This is a genomic window from Actinopolymorpha alba DSM 45243 (assembly GCF_000373925.1).
Taxonomy (GTDB): Bacteria; Actinomycetota; Actinomycetes; order Propionibacteriales; family Actinopolymorphaceae; genus Actinopolymorpha; species Actinopolymorpha alba.
Map to the genome: position 1 here is coordinate 14,771 of NZ_KB892793.1, position 26,437 is coordinate 41,207.

At 69.1% G+C, this 26,437-nt stretch carries 23 protein-coding genes; 5 read left to right on the plus strand and 18 right to left on the minus strand.

Annotated features, from left to right (window positions below):
- Positions 1-3 precede the first annotated feature (3 nt).
- From B141_RS0131260 to B141_RS0131310, 11 genes are all read right to left on the minus strand, one after another.
- The gene (locus tag B141_RS0131260) at positions 4-1,149 is read right to left on the minus strand and encodes a dihydrofolate reductase family protein (RefSeq protein ID WP_020579134.1); all 1,146 of its coding nucleotides are present in this window, start codon (positions 1,147-1,149) and stop codon (positions 4-6) included.
- 15 nt (positions 1,150-1,164) lie between these two features.
- Positions 1,165-1,941, minus strand: coding sequence for a triose-phosphate isomerase (gene tpiA, locus B141_RS0131265; RefSeq protein WP_020579135.1), 777 nt, complete (start codon positions 1,939-1,941; stop codon positions 1,165-1,167).
- Positions 1,942-1,980: 39 nt separating this feature from the next.
- A complete protein-coding gene (locus B141_RS0131270; RefSeq protein WP_040422862.1) occupies positions 1,981-3,168 on the minus strand; it encodes a phosphoglycerate kinase in 1,188 nt (395 codons plus the stop codon).
- 11 nt (positions 3,169-3,179) lie between these two features.
- The gene (gene gap / locus B141_RS0131275; RefSeq protein ID WP_020579137.1) at positions 3,180-4,202 is read right to left on the minus strand and encodes a type I glyceraldehyde-3-phosphate dehydrogenase; all 1,023 of its coding nucleotides are present in this window, start codon (positions 4,200-4,202) and stop codon (positions 3,180-3,182) included.
- Between the two features lie 207 nt (positions 4,203-4,409).
- On the minus strand, positions 4,410-5,390 hold the full coding sequence (gene whiA / locus B141_RS0131280; protein ID WP_020579138.1) for a DNA-binding protein WhiA: 981 nt from the start codon (positions 5,388-5,390) through the stop codon (positions 4,410-4,412).
- 86 nt (positions 5,391-5,476) lie between these two features.
- The gene (locus B141_RS0131285; protein ID WP_020579139.1) at positions 5,477-6,538 is read right to left on the minus strand and encodes a gluconeogenesis factor YvcK family protein; all 1,062 of its coding nucleotides are present in this window, start codon (positions 6,536-6,538) and stop codon (positions 5,477-5,479) included.
- A gap of 40 nt (positions 6,539-6,578) precedes the next feature.
- Positions 6,579-7,448, minus strand: a complete 870-nt coding sequence (gene rapZ, locus B141_RS0131290; RefSeq protein WP_020579140.1) for an RNase adapter RapZ — start codon at positions 7,446-7,448, stop codon at positions 6,579-6,581.
- Positions 7,429-9,708: an excinuclease ABC subunit UvrC gene (uvrC, locus tag B141_RS0131295; protein WP_020579141.1), complete on the minus strand. Its 2,280-nt coding sequence runs from the start codon at positions 9,706-9,708 to the stop codon at positions 7,429-7,431. Before uvrC ends, rapZ begins: the two co-directional genes overlap by 20 nt.
- Positions 9,709-9,917: 209 nt before the next feature.
- Positions 9,918-10,475, minus strand: coding sequence for a Rieske (2Fe-2S) protein (locus B141_RS0131300; protein ID WP_020579142.1), 558 nt, complete (start codon positions 10,473-10,475; stop codon positions 9,918-9,920).
- Between the two features lie 181 nt (positions 10,476-10,656).
- Positions 10,657-11,988: a nickel pincer cofactor-dependent isomerase, group 22 gene (locus B141_RS0131305; protein WP_020579143.1), complete on the minus strand. Its 1,332-nt coding sequence runs from the start codon at positions 11,986-11,988 to the stop codon at positions 10,657-10,659.
- A 42-nt stretch (positions 11,989-12,030) separates the two neighbouring features.
- Positions 12,031-13,575, minus strand: coding sequence for a UxaA family hydrolase (locus B141_RS0131310; protein ID WP_020579144.1), 1,545 nt, complete (start codon positions 13,573-13,575; stop codon positions 12,031-12,033).
- 131 nt (positions 13,576-13,706) lie between these two features.
- On the opposite strand from B141_RS0131310, the gene B141_RS0131315 reads away from it, so the two are divergent.
- Both B141_RS0131315 and B141_RS43810 read left to right on the plus strand, forming a co-directional pair.
- On the plus strand, positions 13,707-14,540 hold the full coding sequence (locus tag B141_RS0131315; protein ID WP_020579145.1) for a FadR/GntR family transcriptional regulator: 834 nt from the start codon (positions 13,707-13,709) through the stop codon (positions 14,538-14,540).
- A 164-nt stretch (positions 14,541-14,704) separates the two neighbouring features.
- Positions 14,705-15,682: a hypothetical protein gene (locus B141_RS43810; RefSeq protein ID WP_020579146.1), complete on the plus strand. Its 978-nt coding sequence runs from the start codon at positions 14,705-14,707 to the stop codon at positions 15,680-15,682.
- Positions 15,683-15,755: 73 nt separating this feature from the next.
- Here the strand turns inward: B141_RS43810 and B141_RS0131325 are convergent, their stop codons facing one another.
- The 6 genes from B141_RS0131325 to B141_RS0131350 all read right to left on the minus strand — a co-directional run bounded on the left by B141_RS0131325 (position 15,756) and on the right by B141_RS0131350 (position 22,353).
- The gene (locus B141_RS0131325; RefSeq protein WP_020579147.1) at positions 15,756-16,838 is read right to left on the minus strand and encodes a glycoside hydrolase family 172 protein; all 1,083 of its coding nucleotides are present in this window, start codon (positions 16,836-16,838) and stop codon (positions 15,756-15,758) included.
- A gap of 203 nt (positions 16,839-17,041) precedes the next feature.
- The gene (locus tag B141_RS0131330; protein ID WP_020579148.1) at positions 17,042-17,878 is read right to left on the minus strand and encodes a YceI family protein; all 837 of its coding nucleotides are present in this window, start codon (positions 17,876-17,878) and stop codon (positions 17,042-17,044) included.
- Between the two features lie 11 nt (positions 17,879-17,889).
- A complete protein-coding gene (locus tag B141_RS0131335) occupies positions 17,890-20,466 on the minus strand; it encodes an MFS transporter (protein ID WP_202805987.1) in 2,577 nt (858 codons plus the stop codon).
- Positions 20,463-20,960, minus strand: coding sequence for a MarR family winged helix-turn-helix transcriptional regulator (locus tag B141_RS49875; RefSeq protein ID WP_020579150.1), 498 nt, complete (start codon positions 20,958-20,960; stop codon positions 20,463-20,465). Before B141_RS49875 ends, B141_RS0131335 begins: the two co-directional genes overlap by 4 nt.
- 719 nt (positions 20,961-21,679) lie before the next feature.
- Entirely contained in the window at positions 21,680-22,114 is a 435-nt protein-coding gene (locus tag B141_RS0131345) for a MarR family winged helix-turn-helix transcriptional regulator (RefSeq protein ID WP_020579151.1), read from the minus strand.
- A 32-nt stretch (positions 22,115-22,146) separates the two neighbouring features.
- Entirely contained in the window at positions 22,147-22,353 is a 207-nt protein-coding gene (locus B141_RS0131350; RefSeq protein ID WP_020579152.1) for a hypothetical protein, read from the minus strand.
- 379 nt (positions 22,354-22,732) lie between these two features.
- On the opposite strand from B141_RS0131350, the gene B141_RS0131355 reads away from it, so the two are divergent.
- The 3 genes from B141_RS0131355 to B141_RS43820 all read left to right on the plus strand — a co-directional run bounded on the left by B141_RS0131355 (position 22,733) and on the right by B141_RS43820 (position 25,567).
- Positions 22,733-23,404: a dienelactone hydrolase family protein gene (locus B141_RS0131355; RefSeq protein WP_020579153.1), complete on the plus strand. Its 672-nt coding sequence runs from the start codon at positions 22,733-22,735 to the stop codon at positions 23,402-23,404.
- Positions 23,405-23,432: 28 nt separating this feature from the next.
- A complete protein-coding gene (locus B141_RS48135; RefSeq protein ID WP_020579154.1) occupies positions 23,433-23,606 on the plus strand; it encodes a DUF3099 domain-containing protein in 174 nt (57 codons plus the stop codon).
- Positions 23,607-23,914: 308 nt separating this feature from the next.
- Positions 23,915-25,567: a serine/threonine-protein kinase gene (locus B141_RS43820; RefSeq protein WP_040422856.1), complete on the plus strand. Its 1,653-nt coding sequence runs from the start codon at positions 23,915-23,917 to the stop codon at positions 25,565-25,567.
- Positions 25,568-25,651: 84 nt separating this feature from the next.
- Here B141_RS43820 and B141_RS0131370 read toward each other — a convergent pair.
- On the minus strand, positions 25,652-26,437 hold a 786-nt coding region (locus tag B141_RS0131370; protein WP_237742854.1), incomplete at its 5' end, for an HNH endonuclease.

Sequence of the window (26,437 nt, forward strand, 5' to 3'; positions counted from 1 at the left end):
GCCTCACCTGTCGTCAGGCCGACCGCGGCGGCCGGCGAACAGGTGGGCGTTCACGTCGCGCACCAACGGGGCGAGGTCGGGAAGCTCCACCACGTCGACGCCGGCGCCGGTGAGGACCTCGGCGCCGCGACAGTCGACGAAGAGGTCCGGCTCCCGCCAGGCGAACACCACCCGCCGGATGCCCGCGTCGAGAATCAACTCCGCGCACGGCCGCGGCCGTGAGGCGCGAACGCTGCACGGCTCGAGGCTGGAGTAGATCGTCGCGGTGGGCAGGCGCGGATCCCCGAGATCGACCTTGGCGAGCGCGGCTTCCTCCGCATGCACCCGCGGGTCGGACTCGCGAGAGTAGCCGCGCGCGATCTCCCGACCGTCCCGGTCGACAATGATCGCGCCCACGGCGTACGCGGTCTCCGAGCGCGGACACCGCCGGGACTCCTCGATCGCCTCGCCCAACCAGAACCGATCCGCGGCGGTGAGGGCGTATCGCAGCAGCACGACCTCCCCCAGCTGGCGCACCTCGACCAGCCGCATCGGGCGTCCGGGATCGTGCGGGAACGGGCCGGTCCCGACCCAGCGTGGGGCCTGCTCGTCCCCCACCAGGAACGGCGCCACCACCAACTGGAGTTCGTCGACGAGATCGGCGCCAAGGAACGCCGTGTGAACCCGCCCGCCGCCTTCGACGAGTAGGCGGCGAACGCCCCGGGCAGCGAGGTCGGCCAGCACAGTCGGCAGGTCCACCACACTGCCCGCGTCGATCACGGTCGCGGCCTCACCGAGCCGCTCCCGCAACCCAGCCACCGCGCCGCTCGCGGCGTAGACGAGCTTGGGGGCGTCGCCGGCTGTGAAGAACGCCCGATCCGGGTCGAGATCGCCGGACGTGGTGAGGGTGACCTTCACCGGATTTTCGGGGAGCCCGGCCGCAACCCGGGCTTGACGGCGTACGTCCGACCGCACGAGCAGGCGCGGATTGTCGCGGCGGACAGTCTCCGCGCCGACGAGGATCGCATCACAGCCGGCGCGAACCTCGTCGACGCGGTCGAGATCGGCCTCGTTGGACAGCACCAGCCGAGCAGCGCTGCTGTCGTCGAGAAACCCATCCAGGGAGACGGCGCAGCTGGCCACGACATAAGGACGCGGCAGCCGGCTCATCGTGCCCCTCGTGCCCTAGCTCGGCAGCACCGGCATGTCCTGGTAGCGGCAGATTCCCCCGAACTCCTCGGCGTCCAGGCTCGATCCGCCCACCAGGCACCCGTCAATGTCGGCCTGCATCATGATGCCCGCGACGTTGGCCGCCTTCACCGACCCGCCGTAGAGCACCCGCACGGCACCCGCGAGGTCAGCGTCGTACCGCTCCGCCACGGCCGCACGGATCGCCGCGCACACTTCCTGCGCGTCGTCGGGAGTCGCGACCTCGCCGGTGCCGATGGCCCAGACGGGTTCGTAGGCGATCACGATCTCCGCGACCTGCTCGGGCTTCACGCCGTCAAGGGCGGCTTGCACCTGAGCGACCGTGTGCTCGACGTGACGGCCCTCCCTGCGGACCTCCAGCCCTTCACCCACGCACAGGATCGGTGTGAGTCCGTGCCGGAACGCCGCCTGCACCTTGGCGTTGACCAGGGCGTCGTCCTCGGCGTGGTACTGCCGGCGTTCGGAGTGCCCGGCGAGGACGTACGCGCAGCTGAGCTTGGCGAGCATCGCACCGGAGATGTCGCCGGTGTAGGCGCCGCCGTCATGCTGGCTGAGGTCCTGCGCGCCGTGCTTCAACCGCAGCTTGTCGCCATCGATCAGGGTCTGCACCGACCGGATGTCGGTGAACGGCGGCAGGACCACGACCTCGACAGCACCGAAGTCATGCTTCTTGTCCTGCAGCGTCCACGCGAGCTTCTGGACCAGATGGACCGCCTCACGGTGGTCGAGGTTCATCTTCCAGTTGCCCGCCATCAAGACGGTGCGACCAGCGGACTGTTTCGTTGCCACTGTCTAGTCCTCCAGGACGGCCAGGCCGGGGAGCGTCTTGCCTTCGAGGTACTCAAGGCTCGCGCCACCACCGGTCGAGATGTGTCCGAACGCGTCCTCGGCGAAGCCGAGCGCGCGCACGGCCGCGGCGGAGTCACCACCGCCGACCACCGAGAGGCCGTCGATCTTGGTAAGCGCTTCGGCGACCGCACGGGTGCCCTCGGCGAACGCCGGGATCTCTGAGACGCCCATCGGGCCGTTCCAGAAGACCGTGTGCGCGTCGGCGAGCTTCTCGGCGAAGAGCCGGGCCGACTCCGGGCCGATGTCGACGCCCATCCGGTCCTTGGGGATCGCGTCGACCGGCACCACGGCGTGTTCAGCGTCGGCCGACACGGCGGTCGCCGCCACCACGTCGGTGGGGAGAACGATCCGGTCGCCGGCCTGCGTCAGGTAACCCTTGACGGTCTCGATCTGGTCGGCCTCGAGCAGGCTCTTGCCGATCTCGTAGCCCTGGGCGGCAAGGAAGGTGAAGACCATGCCGCCACCGATCAGCAACAGGTCGGCCTTGGCGAGCAGGTTGTCGATCACACCGAGCTTGTCGGACACCTTCGCGCCACCGAGGACGACGGCGTACGGCCGGTCGGGGGCCTCGGTGAGCTTGCGCAAGACCTCGACCTCGTCGAGGACCAGTCCACCGGCCGCGTGCGGCAGGCGCTTGGCGACGTCGTAGACGCTCGCGTGCTTGCGGTGGACGGCGCCGAACCCGTCAGACACGAACGCGTCCGCGAACGCCGCCAGCTCGTCGGCGAACGCCCCCCGCTCCGCGTCGTCCTTGCTGGTCTCACGCGAGTCGAAGCGGACGTTCTCGAGCAGGGCTACCTGGCCGTCGGCGAGGCCGTCCACCGTGGACCGCGCGCTCTCCCCCACCGTGTCGGTCGCGAACGCGACCGGCTGGCCGAGCAGCTCACCGAGCCGGGCTGCCACGGGCGCGAGGGAGTACCGCGACTCGGGCTCGCCCTTGGGACGCCCGAGGTGGGCGGTCACGACGACCCGCGCGCCCTTGTCGGTGAGAGCGCGGATCGTCGGGACGCTGGCGCGGATCCGGCCGTCGTCGGTGATCGTCGCCCCGTCGAGCGGGACGTTCAGATCCGAACGGACCAGGACCCGCCGGCCACGCAGGTCGCCCAGGTCGTCGATAGTCGAAAGGGTCACGGCACCCTGGCTCACAGAGACCGACCCACGAGGCCCGCGAGGTCGACGAGACGGTTGGAGTAACCCCACTCGTTGTCGTACCAACCGACCACCTTGACCTGGTTGCCGTTGACCATCGTGAGCGAGGAGTCAAGCGTGCAGCTCGGCGCGGTGTTGACGATGTCGGAGGAGACGATCTCGTCCGAGGTGTAGACGAGGATGTCCTTGAGCGGGCCCTCCGCGGCCGCCTTGAAGGCGGCGTTGACCTCTTCCTTGGTCGTCTCACGCTCGAGGTCGACCACCAGGTCGGTCACCGAGCCGGTCGGCACCGGGACGCGGAACGCCATGCCGTCGAGCTTGCCCTTGACCTCGGGGATGACCAGGCTCGTCGCCTTGGCCGCACCCGTCGTGGTCGGGACGATGTTGATGCCGGCGGCGCGGGCCCGGCGCAGGTTGACCGAACCCTTGCGGGTCACGGCAATCTGGTCGAGCAGCTGCTGCTCGGTGGTGTAGGCGTGGATCGTCGTCATCAGACCCTTGACGATCCCGAAGTTGTCGAGCAGCACCTTGGTCATCGGCGCCACGCAGTTGGTGGTGCAGGACGCGTTGGAGATGATCGTGTGCTGCGCGGGGTCGTACTTGTCATCGTTGACGCCGAGCACGATCGTGATGTCTTCGCCGGTCGCCGGGGCGGAGATGATGACCTTCCTGGCGCCCGCCGCGACGTGCTTGCGTGCGTCCTCAGCCTTGGTGAACCGCCCGGTCGACTCGATGACGACGTCGGCGCCGAGCTCCTTCCACGGAAGGTTCGCCGGGTCGGTCTCGGCGGTCGCGCGGAACGACTTGCCGTTGACCGTGAGCGACTCGTCGTCGTACGTGACCTCGGCGTCGAGCCGGCCGAGCACTGAGTCGTACTTCAGCATGTGTGCCAGCACATCGTTGCTGGTGAGGTCGTTGACGCCGACGACCTCGATGTCCGCCCCCTGGGCGAGGACCGCCCGGAAGAAGTTGCGGCCGATCCGGCCGAAGCCGTTGATTCCTACCCGAATGGTCACAGGATGCTCCCTCGCATTGGGTTGTTGCTGATCTATCGTGTGCGGACAGGGGCCCGGCGTCATTGCCTGGCGTCGTTTCCCCTCCATGTACGCCGAGACGGGCCGTCTGGAACCAGCCGCTCTAGGGCCACCCCACGGCGCCTTCAACGAGACTATCGGGTCACTTCCGCCTCACCGTGACCCGCCCTCGCGCGCCTCCGGCGCAGGTCAGGAGGTCATCATCTCGGGAGTGAGGCTCGCCTCCGTACCAGGAATCCCGAGGTCACCTGCCCGTTTGTCGGCCATCGCCAACAGCCGCCGGATCCGGCCCGCGATCGCGTCCTTGGTGAGCGGCGGTTCGTGGATCTGGCCGAGTTCTTCCAGGCTCGCCTGCTTATGCTCCAACCGCAGGCTGCCGGCGAGTTTCAGGTGGTCGGGTACCTCCTCGCCGAGGATCTCCAGGGCCCGCTGGACCCGCGCGCCGGCCGCCACCGCGGCCCGCGCCGAACGCCGGAGGTTGGCGTCGTCGAAGTTCGCGAGCCGGTTGGCGGTCGCGCGTACCTCGCGACGCATCCGGCGTTCTTCCCAGGCCATCAGACACTCGTGGGCGCCGAGGCGGGTGAGCAGCGCGCCGATCGCGTCGCCATCCCGGATCACCACCCGGTCGATGCCGCGCACCTCGCGCGCCTTGGCGGCGATGCCGATCCGGCGGGCCGCACCGACGAGCGCCAGCGCGGCTTCGGGGCCTGGGCAGGTCACCTCCAGCGAGGCCGACCGGCCCGGCTCGGTCAACGAACCGTGCGCGAGGAAGGCACCACGCCAGGCCGCCACCGCGTCGCAGGTCGAACCGTTCACCACCTGCGGGGGCAAACCACGCACCGGTCGACCGCGCCCATCGAGCAGGCCGGTCTGCCGGGCCAGCGCCTCGCCGTCCTTGACGACCCGCACCACAAAGCGGTTAGCCCTGCGCAACCCACCCGGCGCCAGCACGAGGACGTCGCTACTGTGCCCGAACACCTCGGCGATCTCTCTGCGTAGTCGCCGCGCCGACGCGCCCGTATCAAGCTCGGCCTCGATGACGATCCGCCCGCTGACGATATGCAGCCCTCCAGCGAACCGAAGCATCGAAGACACCTCTGCCTTGCGACAGCAGGGCTTCGTCACTGTCGTACCCGTGAGTTCTGCCTTGACCTGAGCCGTCATCGCCATGGCCTGATCCTGCCACGCATAAGGAATCCTTTCGGCAAATGGGTCGAGCCAGCGATGGTTGACTCCTCTATTTTGGCCACACAGAGTTACATATCTAGCACTTTGGCGTAGACCTGGGCCAGGCGTTCGGGGTCGTGGCGCGCGGAACCGTCCTCGTGGGCAACATCAGCCACCACCAGATCCGCGCCCAGCATCGCGGCCGCGGCGGCGAGCGCCGGCTGGTCCGCGACAAACGCGTCGTCGGCAATCACCACATCGATCCGGAGGTCAGGCGCGTGTGCTGCGAGCACCTCCAGATGCCGCTCCGGTGAGAACCCCCGCGTCTCCCCCGCCTGCGGCGCGAGGTTGAGAGTCAGCACCCGGCGGGCCCGGGTCTCGTGCAGGGCGGCAGCCAACTCCGGCACCAGCAGGTGGACCAGCACGCTCGTGAACCACGAGCCGGGACCCAGCACCACACCGTCGGCTGCCCGCAGCGCCTCGACCGCCTCGGGGCACGCCGGAGGGTTCGGGGGTTCGAGGGCCACGCTGCGGACCCGTCCGGTAGTCGCCGCGACCTTCGACTGCCCGCGTACGACCCGCACCACGGCCGGGTCCAGCGGATCCAGCCCTTCCACCTGCGCGGTGATCTCCAACGGCACCGAGCACATCGGGAGTACCCGACCACGCGCGCCCAACAGTCGGCCCACCCAGTCCAGGCCGTCCACATGCAGGCCGTTCCCGCCGAGCCGCTCAGTGCCTATGGTCGCGTTCGGCTCCTCGCTCCCTCCGCGGCCCACTCGTCCCTCGCTACCCACTCCGCTCGCTCGCTCGCCGAGCCGCTCCCACAACGCGACGATCAGCAGGTTGCCCACCGCGTGGCCGGCGAGCTCGCTGTCCCTGGAGAACCGGTGCTGCAACACCTCGGCCCAGGTGCGTCCCCACTCGTCGTCGCCGCACAACGCGGCCAGCGCCTGCCGCAGGTCACCCGGTGGGAGTACGCCGAACTCCTTACGGAGGCGTCCCGACGAGCCACCGTCGTCCGCCACGGTCACGACGGCTGTGAGCTGCTCGGTGACCTTCCGCAGGGCGGTGAGCGAGGCGGCCAGGCCATGCCCGCCGCCGAGGGCCACGATCTTCGGATCCGGCGGACCGGCGTACGGGGCACTCACGCACAGGCCCCGTCGTCGAGGCGACCTCTCATGCGCGCCGTCATTCGCGGCCCAGGTCACGGTGGAGGACGAGATTGCCGATGCCGTCAGACCGCAGGCGCGAGCCGAGTTCCTCTGCCATTGCCACACTCCGATGCTTTCCGCCGGTACAGCCGACCGCGATCGTCACGAAACGCTTACCCTCTCGTAGATACCCCCGTGCCAACAGGCCAACGAGACTTTCGTACTGATCAAGGAACGGCAAAGCATCGTCCTGCTTGAGAACGTAGTCGCGAACGTCGGGGTCGAGACCCGTCTGCCCGCGCAGCTCCGGCTCCCAGTACGGGTTGGGAAGGAACCTGCAGTCGACGACGAGATCGGCGTCGACGGGGATGCCGTACTTGTAGCCGAACGACACAATGGTCGCCTGGAGCGCGTGGTCGTCAGCACCGCCGAAGGCGTTGACGAGCTTGGCGGCGAGCTGGTGGACGTTGAGGTTGGACGTGTCGATGACCAGGTCGGCGTCGCCCCGCAGCTCCCGCAACGCCTCGCGTTCCCGGGCGATTCCGTCGAGGACCCGCCCGTCGCCCTGGAGTGGGTGCGGCCGCCGCACGCTCTCGTAGCGGCGTACGAGCACCTCGTCGCTCGCCTCGAGGAACAGCAGCATCGGGCGCACCTCGCGCGCCCGCAACGCTTCCAGCGCCCCCTGTAGTGCGGCGAAGAACGAACCGGACCGGACGTCGACCACGACGGCGATCCGCGACACCGACCGGTCACCACCGCCGACCAGCTTCACGATCGTCGGCAGCAGCTCGGGCGGCAGGTTGTCGACGACGAACCAGCCGAGGTCCTCGAGGACGTCGGCCGCGGCGCTCCGCCCCGCTCCGGACATGCCGGAGACAAGGACGAGCTCAGGTGGAGGCGTTGCCATGACTCACTCCCCGTGTGTGTTCAAGAGAAGGCATGATGCCTGCGTTCTCCATCTCCGCCGACGGCGGGTCGGGTGTCGGATCCTCTGGTGAGCTTTCGGTCGCGGTGTCGTCGTCGGTCGCGGGCGCACCGCTGGGTGCGCTGTCACCCTCGATCGCGGTGTCGTCGTCGAGGATTTCGCCGGTCGCGGTGTTGATCGCCGGCCGGGCGGCCCCCGGCTTATGCAACGCCGCCACCACCGCCTCGGCGGTGCGCGTGCCGATCCCTGGCACCTCCGCGACCTCCTCGACGGACGCCGCCCGCAGCCGCTTCAACGACCCGAACTTCCGCAGGAGTGCCTTGCGCCGGGTCTCCCCCAACCCGGGCACGTCGTCGAGAATGCTCTCGACCATCGACTTGGAGCGCTTCTGCCGGTGGAACGTGATCGCGAAGCGGTGTGCCTCGTCGCGGACCCGCTGCAGGAGATAGAGCCCCTCGCTGGTGCGCGGCATGATCACGGGGTCCTCCTGGCCCGGCAACCACACTTCCTCAAGGCGCTTGGCGAGGCCCGCAACGGGGATGTCATCGATACCGAGTTCGTCGAGCGCCCGCTGGGTAGCCGCCACCTGGGGCGGGCCACCGTCGACGACCAGAAGCCCCGGGGCGTAGGCGAACCTGCGCTGCCGACCCGTCTCAGGGTCGATCCCGGCGGGTACGCCGGCGGGCGCGGTGGCACCGGCCGTCGCGGCGGCAGCGGGTTGCTCGGCGCCTGCTTCGCCGTGGGGTTCGTCGGCCTCAGCACTGTCCGCCTCGGGGCCATCAGCGATTTCGCCGGTCTCCGACCGCTCGTCGAGGTAGCGCTGGAACCTCCGGGTGATGACCTCGTGGATGGCCGCCACGTCGCTGGAGCCGCGCGGCCCCTCCTCGTCCATGAGCGCACCGCTCATCGCCTTTCCCCGCGCCTTGACGGTGAACCTGCGGTAGTCGCTCTTGCGGGGCAGACCGTCCTCGAAAACCACCATCGACGCGACGACGTTGGACCCCTGGAGGTTGGAGACGTCGTAGCACTCGATCCGCAGCGGCGCCTCGTCGAGCCCGAGCGCCTCCTGGATCTCCTGCAGGGCACGGCTCCGAGTCGTGAGGTCGCTCGCCCGCTTGGTCTTGTGCAGGCCGAGCGCCTGGTGGGCGTTGCGGGCGACCGTCTCGAGCAAGGCCCTCTTGTCACCTCGCTGGGGCACCCGCAGATCGACCCGGGCGGCACGGCGTTCGGCCAACCAGTCGGCAAGGGCCGCACTCTCGGTCGGCAGGGCCGGGACGAGTACCTCCCGCGGCACCGCCTCACCGGACTCCGCGCCGTACAGCTGGGTGAGGAGGCGTTCGACGAGTTCCCCTGTGCCCGCGTCGTCGGTCTTGTCGGCGACCCATCCCCGCTGGCCACGGATGCGGCCGCCGCGGACGTGGAACACCTGGACGGCGACCTCGAGCTGGTCTTCGGACAGCGCGATCACGTCGGCGTCGGTGCCGTCAGGCAGGACGACGGTGTTCTTTTCCAGGGCCCGCTCGAGCGCCTTCAGGTCGTCGCGGAGCTTGGCGGCGCGCTCGAACTCAAGCTGCGAGGCGGCCTCCTTCATCTGGCGCTCGACCCGCTTGAGGTACGGCGCGGCGTGGCCCGACATGAAGTCGCAGAAGTCCTCGACGATCCGGCGGTGCTCCTCCTCCGAGACCCGGCCGACACAGGGCGCGGAACACTTGCCGATGTAGCCGAGCAGGCACGGTCGACCGATCTGCCCGGCCCGCTTGAACACACCCTTGGAGCAGGTGCGGGCCGGGAACACCCGCAGCAGCAGGTCGAGCGTCTCGCGGATCGCCCAGGCGTGGGAGTACGGACCGAAGTACCTCACGCCCTTCTTCTTCGCCCCGCGCATCACCTGCAGCCGGGGGAACTCCTCGTTGAGCGTGACGGCGAGCCAGGGGTAGCTCTTGTCGTCGCGGTACTTGACGTTGAAGCGCGGGTCATATTCCTTGATCCAGGTGTACTCCAGCTGCAGCGCCTCGACCTCGGTGTTGACGACCGTCCACTCGACCTTGGACGCGGTCTGCACCATCGCCTGGGTGCGCGGGTGGAGGGCCGCGAGATCGGCGAAGTACGACGCGAGTCGGGAGCGCAGGCTCTTGGCCTTGCCGACGTAGATGACCCGGCGGCGGTCGTCGAGGAATCGATAAACCCCCGGCGCGTCGGGAACCGAGCCCGGCGCCGGCCGATAGGTTGCGGGATCTGCCACTTTTCTGAGCCTAGGCGACGGCTCCCCCAGCGCGGGCCGCACCCATGCCGACCGGAGCCGGGTTCGGGCACCTTTGAGTGATACGTCCGCCGGCAGCGGAGTTGATCAACGGTCTCGATTCCGGCACTGGTCCGCGGCGGGTGTCCGAATCGCGCACCATTGATCAACTCCGCCCGCTTCAGAGACGTGTCCGCGGCGTCGGCTGGACTTCAGGCGAGGGTGATCGAGTCGCCGTCGACCTTGATCTGCGCGGCGGGAAGCGGCCGCGTGGCCGGCCCCGACTGCACACTGCCGTCGGTGGCGCTGAACCTGCTCTGGTGGAAGGGGCAGATGATCGTGCCGCTCTGCACGTTCCGGACCAGGTTTCCCTTGTGCGTACACACCGCACTGAACGCCTTGAACGTCCCGGCCTCCGGCTGCGTCACGACCACCTTCTGGTCGGGGAAGACCTTGCCACCCGCCACCGGGATGTCGGAGGTCTTGGCGAGCACGGCCGCTGCCGCGGTGGACTCCGGCGTGGTCTCCTCCGCGCTCGGAGTCTCCTTCGCCGGCGTGGACTCCTGCTCTGTCGGCGTCGCGGCGCTGTCGTCGCCGGAGGTGCTGGTGGTGTCGTCACCTCCGCCGCAGGCGACGAGGATGGGTACGGCGGCGCCGGCCAGGGCGAGGCATCCGAGCACGCGCCGGCGGGTCAGCGCGGACGCGGCGTTCTCGGACACGGCGTTCTCAATGGGCGCGGCGTTCGGGGTGGGTGGCTCGAATGTCTGCATGTGCTGCCTTTTCCGTCGCGGGTTCGGGGTCAACCTTCTGCTCCCAGACACGAAAGGTCCAGCAGACTGGTTCACGGGCGAGGCAAATCCTGAGTGAACACCGCAGCACATCGCACTTAGGACAAAGTGCGCAGAAACTCATCGCGCGCTGAGGGCCCGATCTGCGCGCCGGCCGGGAGAGTCAGAGGGCGTCCGGCCAGGCGGGCAGTGCACCCTCCGGGGTACAGGCGAACGGCGCCGGCTCGTCAATGATCTCCAGCTGCGGCTGTGCCTCCACCTCGGCCCGCAGGCTCTCCGCCACCAGCAGGTGAACCGTGTCGAGGGTGTCGTGGACGCGGACCAGCCGGACGTTCTCGAGGTCGGGGCGCCCGCACATGAGGATGGCGGCGGCCACCGCGTCCCGGTCCGTCGGCAGCGCGATCGGCAGCTTGGCCCGGCGTACACCCCCGATGCCTGACGTCATCGCGTTGACGTACACCGCGTGCAGGTCGATGTCCTCCAGGACGCGGAACGGCACGAAGTCGGCCAGGCCCACGCCGACCGCGTTGCCGTACGACGCCTTGCTGATCGCGTGCACGGTGATGGTGGTGATCTGGGGACGCGGGGGTTCGGGTACGCCGGGGATCCACATCCGGCCGATGACGTTGGTGTCCAAGCCGGAGCCCGACTTGTCCTTGCCGAGCTCGTCGACCACCAGGACGTCGAGGTCGTCGAACGGCAGCCGCCCGAGCAGCCGGCCAGCCTCGGCGAGCAGGGCGGTCTCGGCTGGTCCGGCGATACCGTCCGGCTCCACGAACGCGACCCGGGCGGTGCGCTCGTGGGCGTTCTCCACGATGCCGAGGCCACCCAGGACCCGGCCGGTGTCCACGATGTGCCGCGCCACCGCCGGAATCCAGCGGGCGAGCCCGGCCGATCCGTACAGGTGGATCCCTTCCGCCCCGCGCTGCTTTCCCAGCCCGATCGCGGCGATCTTGGCCAGGCCGCTCTCCACCTCACCGTGGAAGTCGGTGTGCGGCTTGATCCGGTTGACCAGCAGGATCCCGTCGGCCTGCGCGGCGTTGGCGTCAAGGTGGACCTGCGGACCGTCGGCCACCCGGCCGAGCACCACGGTGTCCATCGTCGCCCGCACCGGGACGCCCATCGACTCCTCGGTGATGCCGTACGACGCCAGAACGGCCAGCTGCCCCTCCGCGGTGGCGCCACCGTGCGAGCCCATCGCGGGTACGACGAACGGCGCGGCGCCCGCGTCCCGCAGCCAGTCACAGGCCGCTCGTACGACGATCGCGAGGTCGTGGATGCCACGGCTGCCCGCGGTCACCGCGACGCTCATCCCTGGCCGGATCCTGGCCTGGAGCGGGGCCAGCTCCCGCCGGGTCGCCGCCGCCACGTCGGACTCGGTGGGTACGTCATACCTCTGGCGGACCGGCAGGAGTCTCGGGAACGGCGCCCGCGGCGCCATCCCGCGGACCCGCTCGAAGGGCCCCAGGCCAGGTCGCTCGATCATCTCGGTCATCCCGAAACCTCCCCGCGCGGGCTCAGCTCACCGTGCTCCGACTCACATCACCGCACCGAGCTGCCACGGCACGAACTCCTCGTCGCCGTAGCCGAGTTCCTCGCTCTTGGTCTGCTTGCCCGACGCGACCGCGAGCACCTCGTCGAAGATCTGCCGTCCGACCTCCGCGACGCTGGCGCCGCCGTCGGCGACCACACCGCAGTTGAGGTCCATGTCGTCGGTCATGCGTTCGTACATGGGCGTGTTGGTCGCGAGCTTGATCGAGGGCGTCGGCTTGCACCCGAACGCCGACCCGCGACCCGTCGTGAAGCACAGCACCTGCGACCCGCCGGCCACCATGCCCGTCGCGTTCACCGGGTCGTAGCCGGGTGTGTCCATGAAGACCAGGCCCTTGGCGGTGATCTCCTGGGCGAACTCCACCACGTCGGCGAGGTTGGTCGTGCCGCCCTTGGCCGCGGCGCCCAGCGACTTCTCCAGGATCGTGGTGAGGCCGCCGGCCTTGTTGCCGGGCGAGGGGTTGTTGTCCATCGAGCCGCCGTGCTTGGCGGTGTAGTCCTCCCACCAGCGGATCCGCTCGATCAGCTTCTCCCCTACCTTCTGGCTCACCGCGCGCCGCGCGAGCAGGTGCTCGGCACCGTAGATCTCCGGGGTCTCACCGAAGACCGCCGCGCCACCGTGCGCGACGAGCAGGTCGGCCGCGGCGCCGAGTGCGGGGTTGGCGGTGATGCCGGAATACCCGTCGGAGCCGCCGCACTCCATGGCGAGGATGAGTTCGCTCGCGGAGACGGTCTGGCGGGTGACGTTGTTGACGTCCGGCAGCATCTCCTTGATCCGGGCGATGCCCTCGGCGACCGTCTTGCGGGTGCCGCCGAGTTCCTGGATCGTCATCGGCACGGTGATCTTGTGGGCTGGGATCTGCCAGTGCTCGACGAGGGACGCGACCTGGTTGACCTCGCAGCCGAGGCCGAGGACGAGGAAGCCGGCGAAGTTCGGGTGGTTGGCGTACCCCGTGAGCGTCCTGCGCAGCACCTCGAATCCCTCGCTGCCGGGGCCCGCCATCCCGCAGCCGGTGTCGTGGGTGAGCGAGACGACGCCGTCGACGTTCGGGAACTCCTCGAGGCCGTCGTACTTGAACCGTTCGGCGATCAGCTTGGCCGCCGTCGCCGAGCAGTTCACGGTGGTGAGGATGCCGATGTAGTTGCGGGTCGCGGGGCGGCCCTCGGGCCGGATGATGCCCTGGAACGTCGCCCGCGCGGTCTCCGGGACGAACTCGGTCGGGCGTACGTCGACGCCGAAGTCGTACGCCCGCTCGAACATCTGGAACGCCGTGTTGTGGGTGTGCACGTGCCGCCCCGGCGCGATGGACTCGCTGGCGAACCCGATGACCTGGCCGTACTTGCGGACCGGCTCCCCCTCGGCGACGGGGGCGACGGCGACCTTGTGCCCGCTCGGGACCGCGTCGGTCAGGTCCAGCGTCCCGCCGGCCGGCAGCGCGTAGGTGCCGGGGTCGAGGTCGCGCATCGCGATCACGACGTTGTCATCCGCGTGCAACCGCAGCGTCAGGTCGGCAAGAGCCGGAGCGCCCATGGGTACGCCACCCTCCAAGACATCTGATGTTTCGATGCGGCGATCGTACTCGCTTTCTGGTCACCGCCAGACCGTTCACACTCGCTTGCCATAGTCTTGGGCTCTCGTTTAGGCCACCGGACAGTCCGGAGGTGGCCACACTGGGGAAGGCGCTGGCGGACATGACCGACCAGAAGACGCGGGCCATCGGTCCGCGGCTCACACCGGACCACCTCACGGCGGTCAGCCGGTCCGGCCTGGCCGACCAACTGGCCGAACGCCTGCTGGAGGAGATCGTCGCGGGTGTCTACCCACCTGACAGCCGGCTCCCTCCCGAACCCGTCCTCGCCGAACGCGCCGGAGTCAGCCGGCTGACCCTCCGCGAAGCGATCAAGGACCTCCGCCAGCGCGGGGTGCTCCGGGTCCAGCAGGGCCGCGGCACCTTCGTCAACCCGCCCACGACCTGGGCGCCGTTCGACAGCACCGTGCTCAACGCCCGGGCCCTGCTCGAGCCGGGGTACGAACTCGCGCATGAGCTCACCGAGCTGCGCCGCATCGTCGAGCGCGGGATCGCCGAGCTGGCCGCCGTGCGGCGTAGCAACGCCGACCTCGAACGCATGGCCGCGGCCGTCGAGACCATGAAGGAAGCCTGGGCCGGGCAGGACCTCGACGCCTTCAGCTCGGCCGACGTCGACTTCCATGACGCCCTGCTCCGCGCGGCCGGAAACACGTTCGCGCTGACGCTCTTTCACTCTGTCGACGGGGCGCTGCGGAGCGTCCGCCGGCGTACCGTCGAGGAAAACTCCGAGCTCGCCGAGCGCGCGATCGAGTTCCACACCAAGATCATGAACGCCGTACGCCGCCGGGCGCGCCGCGCCGCCGGCGCCCTGATGGACGAGCACCTGCAGGAGACCGAGGACTTCACCGCGGCCCTCGCCGCCGCCGAGCGCGCGGACGTGAACGCCGTGGAGGTCAGCCGCGCCTGAGCTACGTCGGCACTGGCCCTGCGGTGACATAGAGCGTGGAAACTGCGGGGGCTTATAGCACCTCGCAGTCTCCACGATCCCGGTTTGTGTCGCGCCATCCACAGGCCAAGGACTGTCCACAGGCTCGCCGCCTCGTCGGGCGCGTGACGTGGCACTGTCCCGGGATGTCCAAGCAGCTCCCGGAATCGCTTCGTCCTCAGATTCAGAGGCAGGCCGGCGCCGTCGCCCTGGACCAGGCATACGCGGCCGGACTCTCCAAGGACCAGGTCAGGGCCAGGGTCGACGCTGGTCGCTGGCGCCTGGTGCTCCCACGGGTCTACGTGACGTACGACGGGCAACTGCGGCGATCGACCGAGCTCTGGGCGGCGCTGCTCTACGCCGGAGAAGGCGCTGCCGTCAGTCACGCGACGGCGGCCGAAGTCTGGGGATTGTTAGACAGTCCGGTGGATGTGGGCACGCCAGTGCACATCACGGTGCCGGTCACCCGCCGAGTCCGAAGCCACCCAGGCCTCCGGATTCGTCGCTCCCGGCGCCTTGGCCAAGCGGTACACCCGGCGCGGCAGCCGTCCCGCACGCGGGTCGAGGAGACTGTCCTGGACCTCGCGGACGAGGCGGATCAGCTGGAATCCGTGGTCGGCTGGATCACCCGCGCCTGCCAGCGCAGGCGAACCACACCACCGCGACTCAGTGCTTCTCTCGCCGCTCGCACGAGGTTCAGGTGGCGCGGCCCGGTCGAGGCGATGCTCGTCGACGTCTCCCAGGGTGCCGAAACGCCACTCGAACTCGCATACCTTCGCCTCGTCGAGCGCGCCCACGGCCTACCCGAAGGCAATCGGCAACGGCATCGGTACGCGAGCACCGGCAGCAAGTGGATCGACGTACGGTACGAAGCGTTCGGGCTGATCGTCGAACTCGACGGCCGCCTCGGTCACGTGGACGCTGGCGCGTTCCGCGACCGACGCCGCGACAACTACTCCACCGAAACGGGGTACTGGACCCTCCGCTACGGCTGGAGCGACACCTTCGCGGACAGTTGCGCCGTCGCCGCTCAGGTAGCTCGCGTCCTTCGCCAGCGCGGCTGGCGCGGCCAGGTGAAGGCATGCCCGAGTTGCGGATCGAGTTCGCGGCAAACCGCCGCATGACAAAGAGCGTGGGAACTGCGGGGGCTTATAGCACCTCGCAGTCTCCACAATCCTGGAAGAGGAGCAGGACCACTCAGCAGATTTCGAGGGCGTCGGCGTCCGGAGTGGCCGGGCGGTTGTAGGACGTCTCGCGGCCGTACCAGAACGCCGTCGAGGCGATGTCGTCCTGCAGCGGGAGGTAGCGTCCACCCGAGCGCCAACCCAGCGCCTGCACCGTCACCTTGAGGTCGGAGGCGAAACGGATCGGGTCCTGCACGTGCCAGCGGTACATCCCGAACCTCTGCTGGCTGTCGTACAACCCGTCCGGCCGGATGATCTGGTGCAGCCCGAGGTACGGCGTCGAGAAGGCGGTGTAGCCCTGGCCGGGTACGTCGAAGTTCCAGGCGCCGCCGAAGTAGTCCTCCGTACCGGTGCCACAGATGGTCGGGAACTCCTTGTCCCCGTCGAGGTAGAACTTCACCTCGCCCTCGCCCCACCAGCCGGTGCTGTTGACGCCCCAGGCGAGGTAGGTCCCGACGTAGTGCCCGGCGCCTTCCACACCGTCGAGGATCGTGTGCACCTCCGCCGACGGAAGCGGGTTGCTCCGCCGCCACTGGGAGTGGAAGTACGCCACCTCCTCGCCGAGTTCGGTCAGTGTGTAGTCGACCTGGTAGTAGACGATGACCGCATCATCGGCGAGGTTCTCCAGCGTGATCCGGGCCGACCGCCGGAACGGCATCGCCCAGTAGCAGTTGAAGCCGCCGTTCGGGTTGACAGCCACCGGCACCGAGCTCAGCTGGGCGAACTTCCCCCAGCCCTGACCGAAGAAGTCACCGACCGGCACCTCGACCGCCGGGCGCGGGTCGTCGTCCCAGTAGAAGCGCAGGAGCAGCCGGCGCCAGTTGGACACGTGCGTCGTGAGCCAGATGTGCTGGATGGCTCCAGACCCCTCGATGCCCGCGAGGGTCGCGGTCTCACCGGCCTCGACACGGATGGACGGCGAGACCTTCCATCCCAGGCCGAGGTCGCGGGCTGCACCCGCTCCCGTACCTTCGGTCGCCGCACCGCCGCGCCCCTTCTCGCCGGTGACGTTCTCTGCACTGATCGAACGGCTCACCGCGCTGGAGAGATTCACCAGGTCGCTCAGCCCGTTCACGAGGCCCGAAAAGCCAGTCACGCCCTACACCTTCCCTGCGGATTGCGTTGCTGCGATCGCCATCGATGCCGCCGCCGTCGACGCCGGTCCTTCATCGATGTAGGGACGCTATCGGGAAGGTCCTTCCGTACGGCAGATCACCACGGCCGTCACCGCGCCCCGCGGGTGACCAGTTGCGGACTGGACAGGCGGGGTACGCGGGGCACTGCCGGCGCGGCTCCCGATCACAGCTGAGGGAGTTCCTCGCCCCGCACGGCCTCGATGTTGAGCTCGACCCGGATGGTGGCACCGACCGCGGCCACACCGAGGCGGACCAGCTGGTGGTAGCTGATGGCGAAGTCCTCCCGGCGCAGCTCGGTCGTCGCGTGGAATCCGGCCCGGACACCGCCGAACTGATCGTCACCCGTTCCGCTGTACCGCAGGTCCAGCCGGACCGGGCGGCGCACGCCGTTCATGGTGAGCTCGCCGGAAAGCGCCCACGCGTCGTCGCCGGTCGCCGTCAACCGGTTGCCGTGGTACTCGATCGTGGGATGGCGTACGACGTCGAGGAAGTCCGGGGTACGCAGGTGGTCGTCCCGCATCTTGTTGCCGGTCTCGATACTCTCCGCCGCGATGGTCGCGTGTACCGAGGATTCCTCGATCGGTCTGGCAATCTGGATCCGCCCACCGAACTCCGTGAAGCGCCCCTTGACACTGGCGATGCCAAGATGCCGCGCCGTCGCCTCCACGCTGGAGTGCACCGGGTCGATCACCCAGGTGCCGGCCGGTGGCAACGGCGTCCCACTGACCCGCGGCAGGCTGACCACCCCAAGCGCTGCCCCGCTCGGCGTGATGGTGGCCGCGCGCGCCGCCGGGGTGTGCCCGGCCGCGGTGATGATCACGGTGTAGGAGCCGTGGGGCAGCGGATCGGTGGTGACGTGACCGTCGCCGTTCGCCTCGGCGCGGGTCACCTGTCTGCCCTGGAGATCGGTGATCGTGACGACCGCGTGCGGGATCGGCCAGCGGTCGGTCGTACGGATGTCGGCGGTGAGGGCGCCCTCGCGCCGGTCGTGCTCCTGCATATCTCGTCCGCTCACATGTCCGGGTGGGACAGCTCGACGTCGTGTGCGGTCACCTCTCCGCCGGAGAGGCTGAGCCCCCGGGCGACGGCGGGGTAACCAGTCGCGACGACCGTGTAGTCCCCCGCGTCCAGGTCCGCGAAGGCGTACCCGCCCTCGTGGTCGGTGTAGGACATGCGGACGACGTTGCCTTCCAGGTCGAGAAGGGTGACCCGGGCGTCCGGGACGGGCTCGCCGTCACGGGTCCGCGTCGTTCCTCGTACGGTCGCCTTGGCCACGAGTTCGACATCCTGGCGGGTCTCGCCGGTCCCCGCCACGGCCACCGACAGCGCCACCGGCTGGAAGCCCTGTGCGCGTACCGCGAGTGTGTAGGTGCTGGCCACCACGTCGTCGAACCGATAGGTCCCGTCAGCGCTGCTGGCCTGGGACGCGATGACCTCACCGCGGGAGTCGGCCAGCACCGCGACCGCTCCGGCCACCGGGAGGTGCGTGGCCGCTGCTCGCACCTCGCCCACCAGGCCGCTGACACCGGTGAGTACGACGTCGACGGTGACGGGTTCGTCGCTGATGACGACGGTCGCGGCTTGTGGCTGGTAGGAAGCGGCCGAGGTGATGAGCACGTACGCCCCGTCCGCGTCAGCGGTGAGCGCGTAAGCACCGTCCCGGTCTGTGGACGTCCGGCCGACCTGGTGGCCGCCGAGGTTGATGAGGGTGAGCGCCGCGCTCCCGACCGGACTGCCGTCGGGCCGCCGGACCGTACCCCCGATCCGCCGGCCGCTCGGAGCGCCCGGACCGCCTCCGCCGTACCCCAGCGGCGCCGCCGACGCGCCTTCGATGGCGGGCAGCGCCGCCTCGACCGCCCTTTCCAACCGGTGGGCTCCGCTCTGGACCCGATGACCGTTGGGCGCGGCGCCGACGAGGGCGACGGTGGGGTTCTCGTCCGGGGTGAGCTTGGTCGGCCTGGGCCTACCGTTGCCTACAACCGGCTCAACGGCGACGTCCTCGGCCGGGCTCTGCACCTCCGCCTTCGCCATCTCCAGCTGCTGCTCGATACCGGTCTTGGTGCCGAGCGGGATCTCCTTGATGCACAGGATGGCGAGCAACGCGACGACAGCTACCGGCGTGGCGACGAGGAAGATGTCCGCGACGCCCTGCCCGTACGCCGCCTCGACGACGGTTCGGACCGGTGGCGGGAGCTTCGACACCTCGGGCACGGTGTCGCTTCCGGTCGGGGCCTTGATCCCGAGCCGCGCCAGACCGTCACTGATGGACGACGCCACCTGGCTGGCGAGGACGGCACCGAGTACGGACACGCCGACCGCGCCACCCATGCTGCGGAAGAACGCGACGGCGGAGCTGGCCGCGCCCATCTCCTTGATGGAGATGGTGTTCTGGACGGCGAGGACGAGGTTCTGCATGCACATGCCGACGCCTAGGCCGAGCAGCAGGAGGAAGGCTCCGATCCGGATGAAACTGGTCTGGTAGTCGATCGTCCCCATCAGCCCGGCCCCGGCGATGAGCAGCAGCCCGCCGAGCACCATCCACCGCTTCCACCTGCCGGTCCGGGTGATGATCTGCCCGACCACGGTGGCGGAGAGGAGGCTGCCGATGGCCATCGGGATGCTGATCAGGCCGGTTTCGGTGGGCGACTTTCCGCGCGCGATCTGCATGTACTGGCTGAGGAACACCGAGGTACCGAACATCGCGATACCCACCGCGACGCTGGCGATGATCGCGAAGACGAAGGTGCGGTTGCGGAACAACCACAGCGGCAGGATCGGTTCCTTGGCCCTGGCCTCCACCACGACCGCGAGGATCAGCAGGACGACGCCCCCGCCCACCATCACCGCGGTGGTGCGGGACGCCCAGTCGAACTGATTTCCGGCCAGCGTCACCCAGATCATCAGGTCGGCGACCCCCGCGCTCAGCAGGAGCGCACCGAGGTAGTCGATGCTCACCTTCCGCCGGACGCGGGGCAGGTGGAGCGTCTTCTGCAGGACCACGAGCGCGACCACCGCGAACGGCACACCCACGTAGAACGTCGACCGCCATCCGAGTGAGGAGTCGGTGAGCACACCGCCGAGGAACGGGCCGGCGACCGTGCCGACGGCCATGACCGCGCCGAGGAAACCCATGTAGCGGCCTCGCTCACGCGGACTGATGATGTCGGCGAGGATGACCTGCGAGAGAGCGGTGAGACCGCCCGCGCCGAGTCCCTGCAACACCCGGAACGCGATCAGCGGCCCGGTGCTCTGGGAGAGTCCGGCCAGGGCCGAGCCGACAACGAACACGATGAGGGCCACCTGCACGAGCAGCTTGCGGCTGAACAGGTCGGCGAACTTTCCCCAGATCGGCGTACTCACCGTCATCGACAGCAGGGACGCGGTGACGACCCAGGTGAACGCGGACTGGGAGCCGCCGAGTTCGCTCACGATCCTTGGCAGGGCGGTCGAGACGACGGTCGACGACAGGATGGTGACGAACATGCCGAGCAGCAGTCCGGACAACGCCTCCAGCACCTGCCGGTGCGTCATCGCCTCTGCCGGTCTTGCCACTTCTGATGGATCTTCCACCGCGGACTGCGTGGTCATGAGAGGGCGTTCACTCCTGTTCGGTGCGGACCTCGGTCGGACGGCCCGGCGTGGGTGTGCCGGGCGCGACGGGCCTGGTCGAGATCGGCGCGGAGCCGGTCAAGCTGTTTGGTGAGCACGGTGAGGTCGTCGTCGGTCCACTCCCTCAGCGCGGTTTCGAAGTGGCGTACGACGTGGCCGCGTACGTTGTCGAGCTCATGCCGCCCCGCCTCGGTGAGGAACACGAGGTGCGCGCGCCCGTCGTCGGGATCCGGCCGGCGCCCGACATAGCCCTGCGCCTCCAGCTGGGCCAGCTGCCGGCTGGCCACCGACATGTCGACCTGCAGGGTCTCGGCGAGCTGGCCGACCCGCATGTCGTCCGATCGGCTCAGGACGGACAGGACACCCAGGGCCGCGACATGGCAGGTCGTGGTCGCCAACCGCGAGATGTCCTTGCGAATAAGGACGACGTCGTTGATCGCCCGAAGCAGGTCCTCGAGCTGAGCACGGTTCATAACCCACCGCCCATCGTTGCCCTGGGCAACCATATCTCGGTTAGGTGCCCTAAGCAACCAACTGTGCGGCCGGATTCGCGCTGCGCCGAGCACTCCGAGGCGCAGGGCAACGGGTGGCCGCGTCGTCTCCGCGATAGGCCTGTCAGGACGGCGGCGGGGGTTCACCTCGCGCGCGAGACGATCGCCGGCGGCGGCTATCTCAAGATCTGGGCGCATCGGGTGCACGCGATGCGGGACAGCGGCGAGGCCCGAGCGGTCAGCAGGAGGCTTTTGCAAAAACCCTGGCACCGGACAGGTCGCGGCATCGTGAAGGTAGCGGAGCCGACTTGGCGGAGGTGTCTCGGCTTCTATGCCGACACTTCTCCGCCAAGTCATCGCAACCTCGGTAGGCGATCTCGCACAGTGAATAACTCTCGGCCCAGACCACGATCTTTTTCGAGCGCGTCGCGGGTTTGTCACACAGGCCGGACTGGTCGACAGCCTGGTTCATGACCACGCCTCGGCAAGAGCGTCTTCACAATCCCAAATGGCCGCTTGGTGAAGTTGATCAACGGTCCACAGATCGGGCACTCCCCGCGTGGATGCCGGAATTCGGGACCGTTGATCAACTTTGACGGCGCCGCGGTTTTGACAAGCCGGCAGGCTCAGGCGACTTGTCTCATATCGCGAGCGGACCTGAAGACGCCGAAGTCCCGATCAGAGGTCGGCCCACCTGCCTGCTAGAACTGCAGGGCGTTGAACCGGTGGAGCAGGCGGCCCAGGGCCTCCAGATCCCGGCGCGGCCAGGAGTCGAGCAACGCGCGGAACTGCGCGCGCCGGGCCTCCTGCGCCGCACTCAGCCGGGCCGTGCCCTCCTCGGTAAGCCGCAGGGTGACGGAACGCCGGTCCTCCGCGTCCTCCGCACGCTCGACCAGGCCGAGACGCTCAAGTAACCCCACCTGGCGGCTGATCGTCGGCTTGCCGACGCCGAAGTACGACGCGACGTCGGTCATCCGCGTGCCGTCAGTCTGCTGGAGCAGGGTCAGGATGCCGTACGCCGCGGCGCCGATGTCGGGATGGACCTCCCGGGCGATGGAGCCCGAGGTCGCGCGGGCACGGCGTAGCAGGACCGTGAGCTCGTGCTCGACGGCCTCGACCGGATCGTTGTCACCCAACCGGGCAGCCCTCCTGACGCGACCGCGCCGGTTCAGCGGAAGTGCGCGGGGCAGTAGAACGCGCCAGAACTATGGTCCCAGACCCAGCCCTCGTGGTCCGTCAGGTAGATGCGTACCTGCCGCTGCGACCCCACCCAGAGACCATGATCGTGGGGGTGGAACACGATGCATGCCTGGCATTCGTCGCACGTGACCATGGCAAAGTAGCCGGCGTCCTCGTCGCCACGGATGCGAATCATCGGCGTGATCCTACCCGTTGTCAGTCCGCAATCCGGGCGGACGAACCACCGGCCCCGGGTGGGCGAGTCGCGGCGCCCGGATCAGCGGTAGCGGCCGGGGTCAGCACGATGTCGTCCGGCCGATCAGGAACCTTCGTCGTGGTTGGTCAACGGAGTCGACGCCCATCAGCCCCCCATCGCCAGGCGGGGGTGCGAGTGCGGCGCGCGAGTATGACAGGGATTGTGAGCATTGGAAGGCATTGTCCCCCTGGATTGCCGGCGCCGACGTGAGGTACGAAGGAACGAGCGGGGTGATGGCCATGAGCGAGCGCAGTGAGCGAATCATCCAACACAGCGCCTCGAGTGCCTCGTGCGCGCCCGCAGCGAAGCGAGGACGCGCATGAGCGTTCCGGTCGCGGTCGAGGTAGGCGCTCCCGCCGAGGGTGTCCGCCTCCTCGGTGATCTCGTCGTACCCCAGCCGGCGTACGGCGTCGTGCTCTTCGCGCATGGTTCGGGCAGCTCCCGCCACAGTCCCCGCAACCGCGCGGTCGCCAAGGCCCTGCAGGACGGCGGGTTCGCGACCGTGCTGCTGGATCTCCTGACCGCCGAGGAGGAGGAACGCGACTACCGCACGGCCGAGCTGCGGTTTGACATCGGCCTGCTGAGTCGTCGCCTGATCAGCACGGCGGACCAGCTGAGAGAGTGGGAAAGCACCCGCGACCTACCACTTGGGATCTTTGGCGCCAGCACGGGAGCGGCGAGTGCGCTGGTCGCGGCGGCTGAGCGTCCTGAGAGCGTCCGGGCCGTGGTGTCGCGGGGTGGCCGCCCGGATCTCGCGGGTACGGCATTGCGCAGGGTCCGCGCGCCCACCCTTCTCATCGTCGGAGGCGCTGACCACCACGTGTTACGCCTCAACCAGCAGGCCGCGGAACAGCTCTCCGCGCCGCACGAGCTGCGGGTCGTGCCCGGAGCGACGCATCTGTTCGAGGAACCAGGCACCCTCGAACAGGTGGCCCTGCACGCCGCGGACTGGTGCGATCGCTACCTGCGGCAGACGGCGCGAGCCGGTTGAGCTGACGGGCTGAAACGGACGGGCCACGATGGGACGCCAGGGCCTGTATCTGACCATCATGGGCGTCTGCGTCGGACTGTTCGTCCTCGCCTGGCTCGTGGTGAGCCGTTTCTCTGTCCCGGCGGCGGTGGCAATGTCGGCCGTCGCGGCGGTGCTGCCGCCAGTGGCCGCGATCGTCGCCAACAGCCGCCGAGACCAGTAAGAGGCGCCACCGCCTGGAACCTCTTGACGGCGGCCGCGGTCTGGGGTCCGTAGTCACCGTCGCCGGGTGGTCACGGAACGGCGCGGCGCCTTCAGTGGCGTACGTTCTGGACGTCGAGGTCGGTGACATCCTGAACTCCCTTCCCGTACGGCTGAGCCGTCGGGCTGGGCGACGTCTCCTGCAACGTACCGGGGCAACCAGGACGTCGGCACTAGTGTCTTTCTGGTAATGCGGGGCCGCCATCCGGCCCGGCGGCCAGGCCGGCCCGAAATCCCGGGTCCTGGCGCGGTGGTAGGAAGAGGAGATCGGTGCAGCCACTACAGGGGGGCGATCCGCGGCGGATTGGCGTGTACGCCGTACACAGCAGGCTCGGGACTGGCGCGATGGGCACCGTCTATCTCGGCACCTCGCCCGGCGGCCGGCCGGTCGCGGTGAAGGTCGCCCGACCCGAGCTCGCCGACGATCCGGAGTTTCGCGAACGCTTCCGCCGCGAGGTCGAGATGGCTCGGCGGGTCGGTGGCTTCTGGACGGCCGCCGTCGTCGACGCCGAGCCGGATGCCGCGGAGCCCTGGCTCGCGACGGAGTACGTCGCGGGGCCGACCCTGGCCCAGGCGGTGGTCGAGCACGGGCCGCTGCCCGAGGCTGCGGTACGCCGCCTGGCGGCTGGGCTGACCGAGGCGCTCGCCGCGATCCACCACGTCGGGCTGGTGCACCGCGACATCAAGCCGTCGAACGTACTCCTTGGAGCCGACGGCCCGCGCCTCATCGACTTCGGGATCTCCCAGGCCCTCGAACGCGTGAAACTCACCGCGACCGGCGTGTTCCTCGGAACGCCCGGCTTCCTCTCCCCCGAGCAGATCACTGGCGATCATGTCGGCCCGGCCAGCGACGTGTTCGCGCTGGGCGCCGTTCTCGTCTATGCCGCGACCGGGTGCGGGCCGTTCGGAGACGGCCAGACCTCAGCGCTGATGTACCGCGCGATGTACGGCGAGCCGAAGTTGGACGGCGTACCCGCCGAGTTGCGTGAGTCGATCATTGCCTGTCTCGACCGCGATCCGGGGCAGCGGCCCACTCCTGTGGTCCTGCTGAGAGAGTTCGGGATCGCCGAGGCCAGCTCGCCCGCGCCTCCTGACTGGCTGCCCGCGCCCGTCCAGACGCTCGTCAGTCGCTACCACACTGAACTGCATGAACGCATGACCGCTCAGGACGGGCCAGCTCCGAATGGGCCGGCTCAGGACGGGCCAGCTCAGAGCAGCCCAGCTCAGGGCGGCGGGTCCACGCACAACTCGTCACCGTCGAGCGGTCCTGTGCCGGTCGACGCGCCGCCGGGCATGACAGCGTCCCCGCCGTCGACCCGCGTCTACACCGCGATGACCGCCGCACCGGTCCCACCACCACCCAACGGTCCGATGGCGGGTGGTGTGACGGCGGGTGGTGTGACGGCGGGTGGTGGCGGAGTCCGATTCGGTAACTCCCCGTCTGCGGCGTTCCTGTGGGGACTTCTGAGCATGACCGGCGCACTGGTGGCGGCCGCGGTGGCCGCCGAGGAATCCGGCGCCCGCCCGATGGTGCGGGCCGCGGCGCTCGCGACGTTCATCATGCTTGTCGTCACCGGAAGCGCCCAGCTGTTACGTTCCCTCCGCCCCCGCCTCACGCTGGAGGTCAACGCGTACGGCCTCACCGTGGTCAAGGGGCGCGACCAATGGCAGGTGCCGTGGACCGCCGTCGCGCGGACGCGGTTGGTCGACGACAGTTCCCGGCCCTGGCTGGTGATCTGGTTGGCCGCCGGTGCCACGCCGGTGACGACGTTTCGTGTCCTCCCCTTCCGGTCGTATCACGGGGGTCTCCGGCTCTTCCCGGTCGCGCACGAACGCTGGCGGCGCCGGCGTTCCCGCGAGGTACGTGAACTCCGCGCCGCCCTGGCCTGGCACGGACCCCACTGCTACGACCGCAGCCCATAATGCCGGCAGGCTCAAGACCCCTTGTTTTCAAGGGCTCTCGAGCCTGCTGTCTTGTTTGCTTGTCTCGTATCTTCCCGGGTCCAGCTAGAACGGCCGCGGGTCCGGATCGTCTGGTTCTACCGGATCGGTGAGGCGTGGTGGGGCGACCTGGTACTCCCGCCCGTGCGGATCGGTATATCGAAGGTGGCCTGGGCTGGTCTGTTCGACTTTCCAGTCGCCTTCGGTTTTCACGCGGTGGTGGCGTCGGCACAGTGGTGCCACGTTTTCGACGGAGGTCTCACCACCCTCGGAGTATGGCTTCGTATGGTCGAGGTCGCAGTTGATGGCTGGGCGTCTACAGAGCATCCAGGTGCAGCGTTGGTTGAGTGACTGCACGAACTCTGCCGGAAGTCCGCGTAAGAAGCGTTTGGACAGCGGATGCAGGCTCAGCAGCTGTCCGGTGACGGGGTGGGTGATACCGATGGCGAACATGGCGTCGGGGTTGTCGAGATGGTTCGCGATGAGTCGCCGCGCTACTTCGGTGAGCACGGGTCCGAACCCGCCAAGCTCCGCTGGCCGCTCCGCAAGCTCGAACAGGGTCGTGATCGGCGCGTTCAGCTGGAGTTTCGCCTTGATCGCCGCTCTCCAGGACCGGAACGCGGCCGGGATCTCCTGCTCTGGGATTGGTTCCCGGTCAGCGTCGCCACCCGGACCGCGTCCGGGTTCGCCGCCTCCCATGGCCGCGTCGCCCTCACCAGTTGCTCCGTTATTGCGGGCCTGACGTGCGGGCCGGTCCAACGGGTGGGGGTAGGTGGCAGGTTTGCAGTCCTCACACGGGCAGCCCGCAAGGTGGTGGTCGTGGTCGCACCCGCTGTGCCGACACCCACCCTG

Coding starts and splice junctions, on each gene's coding strand:
- B141_RS0131260 (WP_020579134.1), bottom strand. CDS start 1,149: ATGAGCCGGCTGCCGCGTCCTTATGTCGTGGCCAGCTGCGCCGTCTCC.
- tpiA (WP_020579135.1), bottom strand. CDS start 1,941: ATGGCGGGCAACTGGAAGATGAACCTCGACCACCGTGAGGCGGTCCAT.
- whiA (WP_020579138.1), bottom strand. CDS start 5,390: ATGGCGATGACGGCTCAGGTCAAGGCAGAACTCACGGGTACGACAGTG.
- rapZ (WP_020579140.1), bottom strand. CDS start 7,448: ATGGCAACGCCTCCACCTGAGCTCGTCCTTGTCTCCGGCATGTCCGGA.
- B141_RS0131300 (WP_020579142.1), bottom strand. CDS start 10,475: ATGCAGACATTCGAGCCACCCACCCCGAACGCCGCGCCCATTGAGAAC.
- B141_RS0131305 (WP_020579143.1), bottom strand. CDS start 11,988: ATGACCGAGATGATCGAGCGACCTGGCCTGGGGCCCTTCGAGCGGGTC.
- B141_RS0131310 (WP_020579144.1), bottom strand. CDS start 13,575: ATGGGCGCTCCGGCTCTTGCCGACCTGACGCTGCGGTTGCACGCGGAT.
- B141_RS43810 (WP_020579146.1), top strand. CDS start 14,705: ATGTCCAAGCAGCTCCCGGAATCGCTTCGTCCTCAGATTCAGAGGCAG.
- B141_RS0131330 (WP_020579148.1), bottom strand. CDS start 17,878: ATGCAGGAGCACGACCGGCGCGAGGGCGCCCTCACCGCCGACATCCGT.
- B141_RS0131335 (WP_202805987.1), bottom strand. CDS start 20,466: ATGACCACGCAGTCCGCGGTGGAAGATCCATCAGAAGTGGCAAGACCG.
- B141_RS49875 (WP_020579150.1), bottom strand. CDS start 20,960: ATGAACCGTGCTCAGCTCGAGGACCTGCTTCGGGCGATCAACGACGTC.
- B141_RS0131350 (WP_020579152.1), bottom strand. CDS start 22,353: ATGATTCGCATCCGTGGCGACGAGGACGCCGGCTACTTTGCCATGGTC.
- B141_RS0131355 (WP_020579153.1), top strand. CDS start 22,733: ATGAGCGTTCCGGTCGCGGTCGAGGTAGGCGCTCCCGCCGAGGGTGTC.
- B141_RS48135 (WP_020579154.1), top strand. CDS start 23,433: ATGGGACGCCAGGGCCTGTATCTGACCATCATGGGCGTCTGCGTCGGA.